This window comes from Microcoleus sp. Pol7_A1, from assembly GCF_036701085.1.
Taxonomy (GTDB): domain Bacteria; phylum Cyanobacteriota; class Cyanobacteriia; order Cyanobacteriales; family Microcoleaceae; genus Microcoleus; species Microcoleus asticus.
The window spans coordinates 37,261-54,608 of sequence record NZ_JAUBQD010000012.1 but is presented as its reverse complement, the minus strand read 5'-3'; the positions used below and the strand labels follow the sequence as shown (position 1 = coordinate 54,608).

Below are 17,348 nucleotides of genomic sequence, written 5' to 3'. Positions count from 1 at the left end.
TAAATGATTCCTATACAACTTACACTCAAAAATTTTCTCAGCTATCGCGAAGCCGGTTTAGACTTTCGCGGCCTGCACACCGCTTGCATTTGCGGGCCTAACGGTGCTGGCAAATCCTCCCTCTTAGAAGCCATATCCTGGGCACTTTGGGGCTGTTGTCGCAGCGATACGGAAGACGATATCATCCATATCGGCGAAACAGATGTGCGCGTTGATTTCACTTTCTCCACCGGCGGCCAAATCTACCGGGTGATTCGCAACCGCCGGCGCGGACAATCGGGAAGTTTGGAATTTCAAGTCAGCTTGAATTCTGCCGAGAGTGAGGAAAAACTTAATTTTCGCACGCTCACAGACAAGGGGCTGAGAACAACTCAGCAAAAAATCCTCGAACACATCAAACTAGATTACGATACTTTCATCAACTCGGCGTATTTGCGGCAGGGGCGAGCTGATGAATTTATGCTCAAAAAGCCGATCGAACGCAAACAAGTTTTAGCCAACCTGCTCAAACTCGACTCCTACGATACTTTATCGGAACAAGCCAAGGATACGTCCAAACAATTTAAAGCTCAAGTCGAAGTGCTCAAACAGAGTTTGCAAACCGTACAAGAGCAACTGCAACAAAAAGAGGCGATCGCCTCGGAACAAACTCAATTGCAGCAAGCAACCGATTTGCTCTCTTCACAGCAGCAAGCCGACACAACCGAGTTACAACAACTGCAACTCCAGCACCACAACCGCCAAACCTGGCAAAAACTCCTCGCCGGCCACCAGCAACAGCACTACAATATCTCTCAAGAATGCCGCCGCTTGCTGCAAGAACTCAGCGCAGCCAAACAGCAGCAAAATGAGCTGCAAGCCCTCCTAGGGCAAGAAAAGGAAATAACAGAAGGCATCGCGTATTTCCACAGCTTGCAAGCCACCGAAGAGACTATGGCTGGCAAATTCAAAGCTAACCAACAAGCCCAAAACCAGCGCCAGCAATTGCAAGAACAACAGCGGCAAGAACTGAGCTTTTTGCAAAGCAAAATTCAGCAGTTGCAAGCTCAATTAGAGGTTTTAGAACAAGATGAAAAAGATGTTCTGGAGATTCTCAAACAGCAGCCGGAGGTTGACAAAGGACTCGCACAGTTGCAAGCAGTTCGATCGCGCCTCAACGAACTAGAGCAACTGCAACTGCAAGTTTCGCCGCTGTTACAACAGCAGCAGCAAAAACAACAAAAGCTCGATCGCGCCCGCGCCGGTTTAACCGCCCGCTTAGACGAAATCAAGCGACAGGTGCAAGTTCAGCAGCAGCAGCGACAGCCGCAATTACAGCAGGAAATCTCGGCTATCGGCAATCAAATTTTGCAGTTGGAAAACAAGCGAGTTTATCAGCAGCGAGTCCGCGAAAAAGGTCAAGAAAGGCACGACTTTCTAGGAAACCTGCAAGCCAAAAGCCGGGACTATCAAACCAGACTCGCCGAGATCGACCAAAAACTGCAACTGCTGCGGAAACATGAAGGAGAAACCAGCGCAGGCGAAGGTAAAGCCTCGAATTTTGCGGAAAACGAGCCATCGAATTCGCCTTTAATGGTGCGGGATACAAATTTTGGCAATTGTCCTTTGTGCGATCGACCTTTAGACGAACACTACTGGAATTTGGTAGTCACAAAACACCACTCCCAACAGCAGGAAATCTGGAACCAACTTTGGGTTGTCCGCGAACAGTTGGCCGTCTCCGAGCGCGAAATTCAAGTTCTCAGACATGAATACCGCGAACTAGAAGAGGAATTAGCGCCTTACCAAGAATTGCGGGAACGCCGCAGCCATTTGCAAGCACAATTAGATGGCCTGGGCCAAGACGAAAACCGGCTGCAAAGTATGCGTCAAGACGCTGCGGAAATCGAGCGGTTGCTGCGCACCGGCGAGTATGCAGCCGATGATTTGGGCCAACTACAGCAAATCGAACAGCAACTGCAACAGCTCAATTACAGCGATAGCAGCCACTCTCTCGCCCGCAGCGATGAAAAGCGCTTGCGGTGGGCAGAAATTAAGCAAGCTCAAATCAAAGACGCTCAGCAGAAACTGAATAAAATTAATGCCCGCCGCCCGGATTTGCAAACTCAATTAGCCACCGTACAGCAACAGTTAGAACAGCAAAAAAATAGCTCGGAAATACAGCAGCAAATTCTGTCTTTAGATAGATACATTGCGGAAATTGGCTATAATTTGGAACAGCACGAACACGTGCGGAGCGAAATGCGCCGATCGCAGTTTTGGATCGCCCGCGCCGAAAAATTGCGATCGGCAACTGTGCAGTACCCGCAAGTGCAGCAGCGCGTTAATGAAATAGCAAATTCCATCGCTGTGCGCGATCGAGATTTGCAAGCCGTCAGCGCTCAAACTTCCGCGATGAACCAGCAATTGCAAGAACATCCCGATCCCACAGCCCGCATAAGTGCGATCGAGCAGCAAATGGGCCGCCGCCGCCAGCAGCTAGACCAACATTTGGGAAGTCTCGGACGCCTCCAGCAGCAGCAGCAAAATCTGGAAAATATGCAAGTTCAGCTAGTAGCTCAAAAAGAGCAAATGCAAGTTGCTAAACGCCAGCAGCGAGTTTATCAAGAGTTGGGTCAAGCATTTGGTAAAAACGGCATTCAAGCTTTAATGATTGAAAATGTTTTGCCTCAACTCGAAGCAGAAACCAATCAGATATTGTCGAGATTGAGCGCGAATCAATTGCACGTTCAATTTATTACTCAGCGAGCGGCTGCTTCTAAAAAAGCAACTAAATTAATTGACACTTTAGACATTTTAATTGCTGATGCTCGCGGTACTCGCGCCTACGAAACTTACTCGGGCGGTGAAGCTTTTCGGATTAATTTTGCGATTCGGCTGGCGCTGGCGAGACTGCTGTCTCAGCGCGCGGGTACGGCTTTGCAAATGTTGATTATTGATGAGGGATTTGGGACTCAGGATGCTGAAGGGTGCGATCGGCTGATTGCTGCAATTAATGCGATCGCATCGGACTTCGCCTGCATTCTCACCGTTACCCATATGCCCCACCTGAAAGAAGCTTTTCAAGCCAGGATTGAAGTAAGCAAAACTGCTCAGGGTTCTTGCATCAACTTGTCAATTTAAAAGGGTTGGCGAGCCGGATGGAAGGAGGATAAAAAACAAGTAGAAAATATAAGTATTTTCACCTTCTGTTTTCTTTCCGCCTTCGGTATTTTCACCTTCTGTTTTCTGGATAAGTGCCGAATGCCTTCGGTTATACTAATTTTCCAAAAGAAGGCAATTGTAGGCCCGTACTCCAAACCATGATGGAATCAGTCATTGCCAATCTAAAATCTCAAATCTAAAATGGTATTACTCGTCTTCCTCGCAGGCTTTTTTTCGCTGCTGACATTGTTAACAAGGCGAAATTAAAAATAAGATCATAGAATAAGAATGGCTCAAGCTATTGATAATTTTGTATTTTTCTGTCCGCTCCTCGGGAGTTTGGATCTTGCAACCGATGACAACAGACTCTTTCAACCTGTCTCTCCTAGATCGGGCGATCGCAGCGTCGAGCAACAGCATCATAATCGCGGATGCTAGCAAGCCTGACATACCTATTATCTACTGCAATCCTGCTTTTGAGAAACTAACCGGTTACAGTGCCGAAGAAGTTATTGGACGCAACTGCCGGTTTTTGCAGGGCCCCGATACCGATAGCGCCGAATTAGACAAACTCCGCAGCAGTTTACGATCGGGAACAGAAGTTAAGGCAGTTCTCAAAAATTATCGCAAAGACAAAACTCCTTTTTGGAACGAATTAATCGTTTCCCCCATCCTAGACAACGAGGGAAAATTAACTCATTTTATCGGAGTTCAGAACGATATTAGCAAAAGAGTAGCAGCCGAAACAGCCCTGCAAGAAAGTGAAGAAAGATTGCGGGCGATCACCACCGTGACACCCGTTCCCATGTCAATTACGCGCCTGGAAGACAGCGTAATTTTGTATGTAAATCCTGCCCTCGGAGAAAGTTTAGGTTTTAGTTCCGAACAACTTATCGGAAGCAAAAAATTTGAACTTTATGCCAATATCAATGACCGCAGTCAATTGATAGGATTAGTAAAACAAAACGGCTTTAGCGACAGCGAACAAATTTGCCTCAAGAAAGCAAACGGCAGTTTTTTTTGGGTAAAAATGTCGATGCGAGCGATTAATTTTAATGGAGAAGCCGCAATTTTATCGGCATTTTACGATATTACCGATCGCGTAGAAGCAGAAACAGCACTACGCCAAAGCGAAGCGAGGTTTCAAAAACTAGCCGCCAACGTTCCCGGAATGATTTATCAATTTCAGTTAGCAGCAGACGGCACTATGTCATTCCCCTACCTCAGTTCCGGCTGCCGCGAACTCTGGGAATTAGAACCAGAGGTACTCCAAAACTCAGCTATTCCCGCAATCGAAATGATTCATCCCGACGATGCGCCAAGCTTCCATGAATCTGTTGCTATCTCAGCTAAAACTTTAGAACCTTGGCGGTGGGAAGGCAGATTAGTTTTTCCGGGCGATCGGATTAAGTGGATTAGTGGGGCTTCCCGACCCGAACCGAGCGAAAAAGATGACATTATTTGGGACGGCTTGTTGATTGACATTAGCGATCGCAAACTTGCAGAATCAGCACTGCAGCAAAGCGAAGCCAGATTCCAAAAAATGGCTGCCAACTTGCCGGGAATGATTTATCAATACTTGCTGCATCCAGACGGTTCCGATGAATTCATTTATGTCAGTTCTGGCTGTTGGGAACTCTACGAATTAGAGCCAGAAAAACTTCAAAACAACTCCGATTTAATGTGGTCAACGGTGCATCCAGAAGACCTAAAACCCCTGTTAGAATCAGTCGCAGTTTCTGGCAAAACTTTAAAACCTTGGATATATGAAGGGCGGATCGTAACGCGATCGGGAAAACTGAAATGGATTCGCGGCATCGCCCGCCCCGAACTGCAAGCGGGGGGCGATATACTGTGGGAGGGGGTGACAATCGACATCAGCGATCGCAAGCTAGCAGAAATCGCCCTCAGCGAGTCAAAAATCGCCCTGCAACAAGCCAATCAAGAACTTGAAAAGCGCGTCCTAGAACGCACGGAAGCCTTGCAAACGTCCCAAAAAATGCTGTGGTTGGTAATCAACAACATCCCTCAGTTAATCGTCTGGAAAGATCGAGATTCAGTTTACTTGGGAGGCAACAAAAACTTGGCCAACGTCGCAGGTTTCAATCACTCCAGTGAAATTGTCGGTCTCACGGACTACGATATGCCCTGGAAGCCAGAAGAAACAGAATTTTTTCGAGCCTGCGACCGCCGCATCATGGCAACCAACACCCCAGAATATCACATTATAGAACCCCAACTGCAAGCCGACGGCACCCAGCGCTGGCTGGATACAAATAAAATACCTTTACACGACAATAACGGCAATGTAGTCGGCATTTTGTGTACTTTTGAAGACATCACCGAACGGCTTTCCCTCGAAGCTAAAGTCCGGGCCAGCGAGGAACTATTTCGTACAATTTTTGAAGATGCACCCATTGCTATCTACTTAGCCAATTTAGACGATAACAAGTTCGTGCGAGTCAATAAAACTTACTGCGAAATGCTGGGATATACCGCAGCCGAATTGCTCGCCAAAACATTTATAGAAATTGGGCATCCCGAAGATAATCCCAAAAATCTCGAAGTTGCTGATGCTCTTTATCGGGGAGAAATTACGAGCTATCAAATCGAAATTCGCCAGATTTCGGCGACAGGTAAGATTGTTTGGGTAAACGTGACAGCTACTTTGATTCGAGACGGCGAAGGAAAACCTATTTACAAATTAGGGATGATTGAAAATATTACCAACCGCAAAATTTCCGCAGCAGCACTCCAAGCTTCCCAATCTCAATTGAGAAAACAAGCAGCCCAATTGCAAGAAGCCTACGAACAGCTTCAACACGCTCAAATCCAATTAGTTCAATCAGAAAAAATGTCGAGCCTCGGTCAGATGGTGGCTGGAATCGCCCACGAAATCAACAATCCCGCAACTTTTATTAACGGCAATATTTCTCACACATACAACTATTTTCACGATTTAATAGAACTATTGAATCTCTACCAGCAATGCTACCCGTCCCCAGATCCTCAGATTGCGAAAAAAGTTAACGACTTAGACTTAGATTTTCTGAAGGAAGACTTGCCCAGAATGCTAAATTCTATGAGAGTAGGAATAGAAAGAATTGGTAAAATTGTGTTGTCGCTGCGAAATTTTTCGCGGTTGGATGAATCAGAGATGAAGTTGGTAGACCTTCACGAAGGAATTGACAGTACGCTATTAATTGTGCAGCACAGATTGCATCAGGAAAATACAAAAAGCCGGATTGAAATTATTAAAGAATACGGAAAGATATCTAAAATTTCCTGTTGTGCGGGGCAGTTAAACCAGGTATTTTTCAACATTATCACCAATGCGATCGACGCTGTAGAAAACCAACCGCAACCTCGGACGATCGTGATTCGCACTGAAATGAAAAAAGCCGGGTTGAAAAGCCACAGTAAAAGCCAGCTCAGTCATTGCGATCGCATCGTCATTTGCATCGCCGACAGCGGCCCAGGAATGACCGAAGACGTTCGCAAGCGGCTGTTTGACCCCTTTTTTACCACCAAACCCGTAGGGTCTGGAACCGGCTTGGGATTATCCATCAGCCATCAAATTGTGGTAGAAAAACATAGGGGAAGCCTGCGGTGCATCAGTGCGCCCGGACAGGGAGCGGAATTCTGGATTGAAATCCCCTGCTGAGCGATCGTCCATTAACCTAAAAGTTTCAATATCTAACTTTTAATTCCCAATTGCCGTCGGTGCTTGAGTTATCAGCGTTTTGAATTAACCGCACTCAGAGGCCGAAATAAATCGCACTCAGCGGTGTGCTAATCTGCTGCCCTTATTCGCTAGGCAATTATGCTGAAAAAACTACCTTTATCCTGGTCTCGCTACAAGCCAGCCGGGTTGACGCTGGCTTTGGGTGTCGGACTGTCGATCCTAGCATTCGCCTTGGTTTGGGACTGGGAAGACAAGCGCCGCGACTACGAAATGCAGCGCCGCATTGACGATATTGCGATCGGCATAGAACGCCAGCTCAACTCCGACTTAGATAGTGTTCTCGCCCTCAGCGACTACATGAAAGCCTTCAGCGCCGTCGAGCGTTCCTCTTTTGCCCGGTTTGTCGCCCGTCCCCTAGCCGTCCACCCCAGCCTGCAACTCCTGGCTTGGACTCCCCGCGTCCCCAATTCGCAGCGAGCCAACTACGAAGCCAAAGCCAAAACCGAAACTGACCCCAGCTTCGAGATTACAGAGCGCGGCCCCCGAGGAGAACTGCGCAAGGCCCTCCAGCGTTCCGAATACTTCCCGGCTTTCTACGTCGAACCACCAGCCGGAAACGAGACTGCATTGGGCTTTGACCTCGCCTCCCACCCAGAAATCCGAACCGCGCTCGATCGAGGGCGAGATACTGGAGAAATGATTGTCACCAACTACGTCGGCCTAACTCAGAGCAATTCCCCGGAACTAGGTCTTTTGGCCATAGTTCCGATTTACGAAAACAGCAGTAAACCGACTGCGCTGGAATCCCGCCGCCAACTGCTACAAGGATTTGTTCTGGGCGTATTTCGAGGCAAAGATATTTTCCAAACCTCTTTAAAAGGACGCAATACCGACTACCTCAATATTTATCTCGTTAGCGATGCCCCAGACAAGCAAGAAGCAGCGTCACTGTTACCGCAAAAGGCCAACCCGATTCTCAAAAATCTCCCTGCTGAGAGGCGAATTCAGCAATTTGCGGTGCAGTTCCAATCCGCGAGCCAACAAGTGCTTCCAGCATCAGCCGCTGCGGAACCAGCCCTCAGGCTAAACTGCCCGATTCTTGACAATCCAGGCCCGAACTATACAGCTTGCAGAAGGCGACTGAAAATTAGCGGCCGCCAGTGGTCTATGTACGTGTCGGCAACGCCGGAAATTCGCCGGATTCGCAAGCACTGGCGCTCTTGGGGAACTCTGACGATGGGGATGCTGTGGACTCTGATTCCGGTGACATATATACTGACAGCTTTGAGCCGCACCGCCCAAATCGAAAAGCTAGCTCAAGAAAGAATTCGCCAAGCCGAACAGTTGCAGGCTGCTTACCTACAGTTGGAACTCGAACAAGCTAAATCCGAGCAACTGCTGCTGAACGTTTTGCCGGCAGCGATCGCCCTGCGCTTGAAGGACAACGAACACAATATCGCCGAAAGTTTTGCGGAAGTAACTGTGATGTTTGCCGACATTGTGGGGTTTACAGAGCTTTCGTCGAGAATTTCCGCGACTGCAGTGGTGGAAGTGCTCAACGATATTTTTTCGGCTTTTGACCACTTAGCCGATCGCCACGGTTTGGAGAAAATTAAGACTATTGGTGACGCTTACATGGTTGTCGGCGGTTTGCCTACTGCCAGAGAGGATCATGCCGAGGCGGTTGCGAACATGGCGATCGATATGCTGCACGAAATTAGGCTCCTCAGTTTAGAACATTCGGAACCTTTCAGCATTCGGATCGGGATTAGCAGTGGCCCTGTCGTTGCCGGCGTCATCGGCTTAAAAAAGTTTATTTACGACCTCTGGGGCAACACAGTAAATATTGCTTCGCGAATGGAATCCCACGGGATTACCGGCTGCATTCAAGTCACCGCCGAAACCTACGAGATATTAAAAGATAAATATACTTTTCAGAAGCGCGGCGCCATTCAAGTTAAGGGCAAGGGATACATGGTTACTTATTTGCTGACTGGGAAAAAAGATTATTAACACCGCGCAAAAACGGATACAAGCCTCCGACTTCCCGATCGACTAAGACTTTCGCTCGCCAAGCTAAAATAGTGTAAGCTCAAGGTATTTTATCACCCCTGTACCAACTGAGGAAAAACCATGACGACGCTGCTAATTCAAACCGAAAGCGTCCCACTGACGGTCTATTTCCCTGCGATCGAATCGATGACTGTTGAACAGTTCTATGAATTTTGTCTAGTTAATCGCGATTTGAGAATTGAGCGTACTGCCAGTGGGGAAGTGATCGTTATGTCACCAGCTTTTTCAGATACAGGGAATCGAAACGGTAAGATTGCCCTACAATTGGGGAACTGGGCTGAACAAGATGGCACAGGTGAAACGTTTGACTCCAGTGCAGGCTTTACCTTGCCGAATGGAGCAACCCGCTCCCCCGATGCCTCATGGATTAAACTAGAGCGCTGGAATGCCTTAACTGAAGAACAAAAAGCCTCATTCGCACCGATTTGTCCCGACTTTGTGATTGAATTGCGGTCTGCTAGTGACACTCTCAAGGGATTGCAAAACAAGATGCAAGAATATATTGAGAACGGTGTATCGCTCGGCTTGTTGCTCGATCGCAAAAACAGAAAAGTCTACATCTACCGTCCCGATGGCGAACCTGAAATCTTAGATAATCCTGAAACAGTCAGCGGCGATCCAGAGTTACCGGGATTTGTCTTGCGGATGGCAAAAATCTGGTGATTTAGCTCGTTACACCATACTCAAAGACATCAATTCATCTGTCATTTCAAAATTAGCAGTCACACTTTGCACGTCGTCCAAATCTTCCAGTGCATCCATTAACTTAAGGAGCGATCGAGCTTTTTCCGGAGTGTCTATTTCCACTGTATTGCTGGGAATCCAGCGAGTTTCCGACTGCAAAACAGCAAACTTTTTTTGTTTCAAAACATCAGCCAACTGTTCCAAATTAGCCACACTTGTAAATACCTCTGCACCTTCAGTATCCTCATCAATTAATATCAAATCATAAGATTCCGCAGCCGCCTCTAGCGACGCTTCAAACAATTGTTCCTCATCAATCGGGCCGCGTACCGTACAAACTCCTTTGTGGTCAAACATCCAGCCCACACAACCAGTTTCGCCCAGGTTGCCGCCATTTTTAGTAAAAGCTTCTCGCAAGTCAGCCGCCGTGCGGTTGCGGTTGTCTGTCAGCGCTTCAATCAGAATAGCAACTCCGCCAACGCCGTAACCTTCGTAGCGAATAGCTTCTAAATCCGAATTCCCCCCCGCCAAGCCGGCACCTTTGGCGATCGCCCTTTCTATGTTTTCATTAGGAATATCCGCCGCCTTGGCTTTTTCTATAGCCGTCCGCAGTTGAAAATTGCCAGCGGGATCGGGAACTCCGCTGCGGGCCGCGACAATAATTTCGCGAGATATTCTCGCAAAAACTTTGCCTTTAACCGCATCAACTCTAGCTTTTTGGCGTTTAATATTCGCCCACTTACTGTGTCCTGCCATACCGATTTAAGATTTTCCATTTAAAATGTGCGATCGAGATTAAACAATAACACCCAGATTCTGACAAATCAGATTAACATAGGGTGCGCCTCGGCGCACTTTACAGACATAGCATAGAATAGGATTTTTCGCACGAATCTTAACTTTAATTAAATCGGATAACGGCTTCAGAGTCAGTCAGGTGAGAAGTATCGCCATTAAGTGCGATCGACCATTCTCCATCATCCCGCACCAATTTCACTAAACAACACAGAGAAGCGTTAATTTCTGTTTCTGCACAGCCCGCCAGCCCGATCGCAGTTCCTAAAACCGACGCACCGTGACCTACTAATAACATATCCTCGGGAAACTCAGCCGCGAGGCGTTTAGCAGTTTCCCCCGCCCTTTTGAGACAAGCTTCCCCAGTTTCGGGATAATTAGCAATACCGCCTTTGTAGGAAGCATCAATCCTGGGAAAACGCCTGCACAAAGCTTCGACGGACTCAGTTTCCGGCATTTCTGCCATCCATTCCGGATTCAGCCATTCGCACAGTCCCCACTCTAGTTTAATTGACAAATCGAGAGCTTCGGCCGCGTGATTTGCTGTTTGGACAGTTCGCAGAAAAGGCGAAGCAAAAATATGAGAAATTCCTTCACCTTTGAGGCGATTGGCGAGTTGTTTGGCTTGAACGTGACCGTCTTCGGAAAGGTGGGGATCGTAGCGGTGTTCTGCGGTGAGAAACCAGTCGGGGTTAACGAAGTCGATGCGGTTTCCGTGTCGTGCGATCCAGACTGTTTGCGGCATGAATTAGTTTTAGTTTGGCTTCTTGATGTAATATTATATCAAAGATGCTGATTTAGGATCTTTATGAAATTCGAGTGGGATGAAAACAAGGCTGCGGTAAATTTGTCCAAGCATGGCATCTCATTTGAGGAAGCCAAAACGGTTTTTGACATCCCCTCTACGTCGATTTATACGATCCGGATCGCTCTGATGAAGAAGAGCGCTATATTATTGTTGGAGAGTCCCAGCAAGGTAATTTATTGATAGTGTCGTATACAGAAAGAGCAGATTTTATTCGTTTGATTAGCGCCAGAAAAGTAACACGAGTGGAGCGAGAAGTTTATGAAGAAGGATGAAACAGGGATGGACGATGAGCTTCGGTCGGAATATGATTTGAGGAAGTTGCGTGTAAGAAGGGTAGGCTCTGGACGAAAGACCTTTGGTGGTGTAAATATTCGTTTAGAACCGGATGTTGCAGAGATGTTTCCCGATTCTGAAGCAGTGAATGAAGCTCTGCGGTTTTTGATTAGAATTACTAAAGAAAACGTGGTGTCCGAGAAATAATACCAAATCTGGTGTCCTCTGTATTGATTTAATATTATATCGAAGTTTGGTAATTTGGTGGGTTACCAAGCTATTGATTGAATTTTTTTAACCGCAGATACACGCAGATAGACGCAGATGATAGTGGGTTTGGTAAGAGATGATGGGGTAGTGTTTTTTACCTTTAAAGTCTTTCCAGCCATTTTTGCATGGATAAATCAATTAATTGAGCTGAAGTAAATTTACAGGTACGTTTCTCTAAGTATTCTGCAATTTCTAAAATTTCCGGATATCGAGCGATAATTTTCATTTTAATAAAAACATCTTTGACATCCTTGCTTAAATCTATATACTTCATCTCTTCATAAGTTAATATTTGAGAAGCTGCCGATTTGTTAACGAGTTTAATGGCGCTATTAATGTATTCTAATAATTCTCTTTCAATAAAATAAGTATGCCTAGGCATACACTGTTGGATATCTTTTATATTTTGCTTTATTTTTTCTGTCTGATTAGCTATTACCTTCTTATTAGAGCTAACTTTAGCACCAATTCCTCTCGATACGTAGCCCTCTATCAAAGCATTATCATTCCAATCTGTCCAGACTCTTGCTCTTGAAATAGTTTTACTTGTCAGACCTTTTAAAGGTAGCCATAAAAATAAAATGAGATTTCCTTTACTGTCTGAACATAACTCTGCACAAAATTTACTGGTCTTAGTGTTGCCATTTCCATACTTAATACTACCACTATCAGTAATTTCTTGCATTCGTTTATCAAAGCAGAGAATTTTATCCCTAATTTTCAATATTTTTTGCTGTTGACTAAGCTCACACTGGCTTAATAGTTTTATAAATGCTTTAGGTGGAATCGGTATATTATCAGTGCTTTCTTTTTGCTGGTGAACAATTTCTACTTGTGACATCTGTTCAGTATCTACATCTTTCAGTTGTAAATTTAAGTTATCCTCAAAAAAAACGATCGCAAATTGCAAAAACTGAAAAAATAGCCCGTGATACTTCCTGTCTGTAAAATTATCCCTGTGAAATTTCGGCGTAATTGCTATTAAGCGAACCGGTCGATCGTAATCCACGCGCTCGGCAAAAGGTTTGTGTTCTAACAAAGCATCGTAATAACGGGTTAACTGCTGAACGACATATCTATCTTCGCCGTTTTTCAACTCCAGCACAACTAACCGTTTATTCTCGTCCACCGCTATAATATCGCATCTTTGCTCGTTGACAGTGAATTGCCGCTTGATGACTGTCAAACCGAGCAAACTTTGCAAGTGAACTTCGACAAAATCCTCTAACGCTTCTTCATTTGCAAATTCCCACCCCGACCCTGTTTTCCTCAATGCGGCGCTGCTGAGCATTTTGACAATTCTTAAAGTTTTTAACCAATTTTACCACTAATGTCTGTAGTGCGCCGGGGGTTTAAATAAAGCTCGATCGCCCTGAGAGCTTCCCAGCCATCCCGCCACAAAATCGCCTTTAAGTGGGAGCGCTATAATAGTAACTATTCGACACTCCCATATCTTGACAAATCATTAAAAATATGCTCATCAGTGAAAGCGATCGCGCTACCATTCGCTCAGTCGTAGAACAGCAACTACAAGCATTTCAAAAAGACGATGCTGCTGGGGCTTTTTCCTTCGCCAGTCCCGGAATTCAGCACCAGTTTCGCACAGCAGAAAACTTTATGCACATGGTAAAAATTGCCTATGAAGCTGTCTACCGTCCGCGCTCGGTATTATTTGAAAACCTCACCACTGTAGAAGGAATTCCCGCTCAGCCGGTGCTGTTGCTGGACTCGGAAGGCATCCCAATCAGAGCCATTTATCTCATGGAAAAACAGTTTGATAATAGTTGGCGAATTAATGGCTGTTATTTGGTTTCCATAACAGCATAAATAAGTTATGCTTACTTTGAGGCTGAGCTTTTTTTGCTAACTCGCAGCATCTTATTCCCGCCTTTTTGAAACTCGTAGGGAGCCTCTTGAATTTCTACACTAAAACTTCTCTTTTTCAATTCTGCGATCGTCGGATTTAAGTGATCGGATTCCTCCCCGCTAAAACTCTGCAATAGAGGGAATACCCGGACTTCCTTCGCAACCCGACACATTTCTGTAATTGCTTCCAGATGAAATTCTTCGGAAAGCAGGTGAGAATAAGCAAACAAGAAATGGCTGCACAAAGCTAAATCGAATTGACTGTTCTCGAAAGGCAAAACTGGCAGCTCAGCATTCAGGTAGCGGCCTTGCTGCAAGCCTGATGGAAAATCTTCTAAAAATTCCTGCATCGCCTTCATTCGCACTTCGCCTAGCTGGTACGGCGATTCAAAATTATTCCACAGATAGCCGTCTAAATTGGCTTTAACACCGTCAATCACAGTTTGATATGTTTCTTGGATGCGATCGCCAATTTCCAACGCAGTAAACTGATAAACTGGATCGCAAGAAATTACCTTTTTACCTTGGCGAGTCATTTCGGCATTGAAACTCGCCGGGCCGCCGGCACAATCAAGAATTGCTAGCTTGAGGTCACTTGATGTCAAGCTAAACATTCCTATGTATTCATCCAAGCAGCGTCCCCAGGGAATTACTTTATCCAATTTTAGTGACACTTGTCTTTGTCCCGCAGATAGAATTATCTAATATTTTACCTCAAATCAGGGCGGTTTTTTCCTATCTCCTTTCTGTGGCAGGTTGATTTGTATCCCGAGTTATGTATGAAAAATTTTGCTCAAACGAGCTCCTAATCCTGAGAACAGTTGGCGGGCTTTACAGTTTCTTTACAAACAAGGTACAAAATAGTTAAGTGCGATCGCACTATTTTTATCATTCCACCTGTGGATTTTGCAGCGAAGCGAGGCTACACTGGACAGCAGGGAAAATAAACTAAAATCAACTAGCTAAATTGCTCTCGTTCATTGGCAGGCTGCAACCAGGGAAGAAAGATGAAACATAACGTTCAAACCGCTAAAAGTCTTAGTTTGTCAGCACTCCTGGTGCTATTGAGTTCGCTGCCCAGTATAGCTCAGTTGCCTGCCATCAGAAATCCTGCCGCCAGTCCTAACTCAAACCAACCGATAGTACCGCCGCCGCCACCTCGGGGTGTAAGTTTGCCACCGATCGGCAATTCTGCGCCGCTGACACAAGAAGCAGCTTATACTTTAGGCCCGGGCGATCGCATTGCTTTAGATATCTTCGGCGTCCCTGAATTCAGCAAAGAATATCAAGTGTTAGTTGACGGGACGCTCAATTTGCCAATCATTCGCAGCGTCTCAATTCAAGGGTTGACGCTGCAACAAGCCGCTAACGTGATTACCCAGCGATACGAACCCTTCATCAATGTTCCCGTTGTTACTGTGACTGTGATCGTCGCTCGCCCCCTAAATATAGGTCTTGCGGGTGAAGTTACTCGCCCGGGTTCCTACAAGATTAATCCCACTAGAGAAGGAGGAGGAGTAAAATTCCCGACTTTGATGGAAATGCTGCAACTTGCACAAGGGGTGACATCAGCCGGAGATATGCGAAATGTCCAAATTCGCCGTCCCCGCAGAGGCGGGCCGGAGCAAGTTACTACGGTAGATTTGCAGAATTTTTTAGAGACGGGAAATTTGCGTCAAGATGTCACGATTCGAGATGGAGATACAATTTTTGTACCGACAGCCAGTGCCCTGAATACTCAAGAAGTTCGTCAAAGAGCCAGTGCTAATTTTTCCGCTGATATTACTAAACCAATTGGCGTGGTAATTGTCGGCGAGGTAAACAGGCCGGGGCCTTATACTATATCTGCTGCTGATTTGCGATCGACCAACCAACAAACAGAACTGAGTTTTGTCAGCATCGAGCAACAGCAAGGAGCAGTTGTCGGTTTACCAACGATAACTAGAGCGCTCAAAATTGCTGGCGGTATCACTACAGAAGCTGACATTCGCCGCGTGCAAATCCGCCGCCGAATCAGAGGTGCCAACGAACAAACTATCATGGTAAATCTGTGGGATTTGCTGCAAAAAGGCGACGCAACTCAAGATGTTTTGCTGCAAGAAGGAGATAGCGTAATTATCCCGACAGCAGCGACTGTAGACTTAGCTGAAGTTTCTCAAGTCGCAAATAGCAGTTTTTCTCCGAACGCGATTAGCATCAATATTGTAGGAGAAGTAATTAGGCCTGGGGCTTTGCAGGTGCGGCCCAGTACATCCCTGCACCAAGCTTTGCTGACCGCAGGCAGTTTCAATCAATTGCGGGCTAAAAAAGACAAGGTAGAACTATTGCGTTTGAACCCCAACGGTACTGTTTCTCGCCGCACGATCGAGGTGGATTTTGCTCAAGGATTGAATCCTAATAATAACCCAACTCTTCGCAACAACGATGTGATTCTGGTAGCGCGATCGGGCTACACTAGGGTAGCAGACAATATCAACAGTTTCTTGCAGCCGATCGCAGGAGTTGCAACTGGGATCAGCGCTGTTAGCGGCGTTCTTAGTGGGTTTGATACAACGATCAGAACTTTTCAAAACTTATTTTTGGGAGGAGATTTCGATCGGCGAATTCAGATCAGACAGCTTCGCGAACAACGTCAAGACAGACAAGAGCAACGTGAAGACAGACAGCTAGAAAGACAGATACAACGTGAAGATAGATTGCAGCAAGCAGAAGACAGAAGACTGCAACTTGAAGACAGAAGGCTGCAACTTGAAGACAGACAGCGGCAAATAGATCTTGAGAATCGGCAACTCCAAATCCAGGAGCAGCAACTTCTGCTCCAAAATCAGCAGCAGCAAATGCAGCCACAGCAAATTCAGCCAACTACTCCTTGATATCTAGTCATGTAAAATAACCTTTATAATTTTGTAGTGAGGACTTCAGTCCTCCCTACAAAACAATTTGATTGCGCTCGTTAAGCTCAAACTTCACGCATCAAGTCCCCGTCTACGGAATTTAAACTAATAACTTAAACAAAGATTATTTCGCAAATAATGCGCGTTGTTAAAGGATAATTCAAAATATTTAACAAAACTTTTCTGTATATGTCTAAACCTTTAGCATTGAGGTGAACACCGTCAATGGTTAAATCTGCATTGAGAGCTTGTTCATTAAACAATGCTTGTATGCCGCGAGATTCAACGGCCAAATTTTCGGCGGCTGATACTCGATCGATCAGAATATTGATTTCGTCAACTCTAGCAATTGTTCCTGCTAATTTAGGATTGTAGCTGGCGGCAAGAGTGGAGTAAAAAGCAGGAATCAGAATAATCTGTTTTGTTCCGAGCGATCGCATCAGGGCGATCGCCTGTTTTAAATTGGTGACAAACGCCTCGTCGCTAATGCCATACATAGTATCATTTGTGCCGATCGCCAAAATCGCTTTTTCGCAGGTAAACCGCTGTGGTACTAACTGTTTAAGCTGTTCTAGCAGCGAAACTGAACTCATTCCGCCGATCGCAAAATTAAAATTTTCTTCACCTAAAGAATCGCCGAGAGCCGAAGAAATAGAATCGCCCCAAACGCACCCTTGATATTGCTTGTCTTTAATTTGTTGTACCTGATTGTACACAATAAGTTGCCACCACAGGGCAGAACTAACTGTATCTGCCGAAGGTTGCGGGTTAGCTAACACCCGAAACGGGATGTACGCGCATAATAACAAAGCCAACACGACGGAAATTAACCTAAATTTAGCGTTCATAAAACTTG

At 45.8% G+C, this 17,348-nt stretch carries 12 protein-coding genes and 1 pseudogene; 8 read left to right on the top strand and 5 right to left on the bottom strand.

Annotated features, from left to right (window positions below):
• Positions 1 to 3 precede the first annotated feature (3 nt).
• From QUA20_RS09740 to QUA20_RS09725, 4 genes are all read left to right on the top strand, one after another.
• Positions 4 to 3,123 (top strand): AAA family ATPase, encoded by a 3,120-nt coding sequence (locus tag QUA20_RS09740; protein WP_333188178.1) that lies wholly within the window; start codon positions 4 to 6, stop codon positions 3,121 to 3,123.
• A 376-nt stretch (positions 3,124 to 3,499) separates the two neighbouring features.
• On the top strand, positions 3,500 to 6,808 hold the full coding sequence (locus QUA20_RS09735; RefSeq protein ID WP_333188175.1) for a PAS domain S-box protein: 3,309 nt from the start codon (positions 3,500 to 3,502) through the stop codon (positions 6,806 to 6,808).
• Positions 6,809 to 6,967: 159 nt separating this feature from the next.
• On the top strand, positions 6,968 to 8,842 hold the full coding sequence (locus QUA20_RS09730) for an adenylate/guanylate cyclase domain-containing protein (protein ID WP_333188173.1): 1,875 nt from the start codon (positions 6,968 to 6,970) through the stop codon (positions 8,840 to 8,842).
• 120 nt (positions 8,843 to 8,962) lie between these two features.
• Entirely contained in the window at positions 8,963 to 9,565 is a 603-nt protein-coding gene (locus QUA20_RS09725) for a Uma2 family endonuclease (protein ID WP_333188170.1), read from the top strand.
• Positions 9,566 to 9,574: 9 nt separating this feature from the next.
• On the opposite strand, the gene QUA20_RS09720 is transcribed toward QUA20_RS09725, so the two are convergent.
• Both QUA20_RS09720 and QUA20_RS09715 read right to left on the bottom strand, forming a co-directional pair.
• Positions 9,575 to 10,342 (bottom strand): YebC/PmpR family DNA-binding transcriptional regulator, encoded by a 768-nt coding sequence (locus QUA20_RS09720; protein WP_333188168.1) that lies wholly within the window; start codon positions 10,340 to 10,342, stop codon positions 9,575 to 9,577.
• A gap of 145 nt (positions 10,343 to 10,487) precedes the next feature.
• Entirely contained in the window at positions 10,488 to 11,126 is a 639-nt protein-coding gene (locus QUA20_RS09715) for a histidine phosphatase family protein (protein ID WP_333188166.1), read from the bottom strand.
• A gap of 63 nt (positions 11,127 to 11,189) precedes the next feature.
• On the opposite strand from QUA20_RS09715, the pseudogene QUA20_RS31970 reads away from it, so the two are divergent.
• Positions 11,190 to 11,461: pseudogene (locus QUA20_RS31970) on the top strand (BrnT family toxin).
• The gene (locus QUA20_RS09705) at positions 11,448 to 11,669 is read left to right on the top strand and encodes a hypothetical protein (RefSeq protein WP_333054454.1); all 222 of its coding nucleotides are present in this window, start codon (positions 11,448 to 11,450) and stop codon (positions 11,667 to 11,669) included. Before QUA20_RS31970 ends, QUA20_RS09705 begins: the two are co-directional and overlap by 14 nt.
• 163 nt (positions 11,670 to 11,832) lie before the next feature.
• Here the strand turns inward: QUA20_RS09705 and QUA20_RS09700 are convergent, their stop codons facing one another.
• Positions 11,833 to 13,023 (bottom strand): endonuclease NucS domain-containing protein, encoded by a 1,191-nt coding sequence (locus tag QUA20_RS09700; RefSeq protein WP_333188164.1) that lies wholly within the window; start codon positions 13,021 to 13,023, stop codon positions 11,833 to 11,835.
• A gap of 182 nt (positions 13,024 to 13,205) precedes the next feature.
• On the opposite strand from QUA20_RS09700, the gene QUA20_RS09695 reads away from it, so the two are divergent.
• Complete coding sequence (locus tag QUA20_RS09695; protein ID WP_333188161.1) at positions 13,206 to 13,559, top strand: DUF4864 domain-containing protein; 354 nt, start codon at positions 13,206 to 13,208, stop codon at positions 13,557 to 13,559.
• 11 nt (positions 13,560 to 13,570) lie between these two features.
• Here the strand turns inward: QUA20_RS09695 and QUA20_RS09690 are convergent, their stop codons facing one another.
• On the bottom strand, positions 13,571 to 14,272 hold the full coding sequence (locus tag QUA20_RS09690; RefSeq protein WP_333188158.1) for a class I SAM-dependent methyltransferase: 702 nt from the start codon (positions 14,270 to 14,272) through the stop codon (positions 13,571 to 13,573).
• A gap of 333 nt (positions 14,273 to 14,605) precedes the next feature.
• Here QUA20_RS09690 and QUA20_RS09685 point away from each other — a divergent pair, with 333 nt between their 5' ends.
• Entirely contained in the window at positions 14,606 to 16,471 is a 1,866-nt protein-coding gene (locus QUA20_RS09685) for a polysaccharide biosynthesis/export family protein (RefSeq protein WP_333188156.1), read from the top strand.
• Positions 16,472 to 16,605: 134 nt separating this feature from the next.
• Here QUA20_RS09685 and QUA20_RS09680 read toward each other — a convergent pair whose 3' ends face one another.
• Positions 16,606 to 17,340, bottom strand: coding sequence for an SGNH/GDSL hydrolase family protein (locus QUA20_RS09680; RefSeq protein WP_333188153.1), 735 nt, complete (start codon positions 17,338 to 17,340; stop codon positions 16,606 to 16,608).
• Between the last annotated feature and the right edge of the window lie 8 nt (positions 17,341 to 17,348).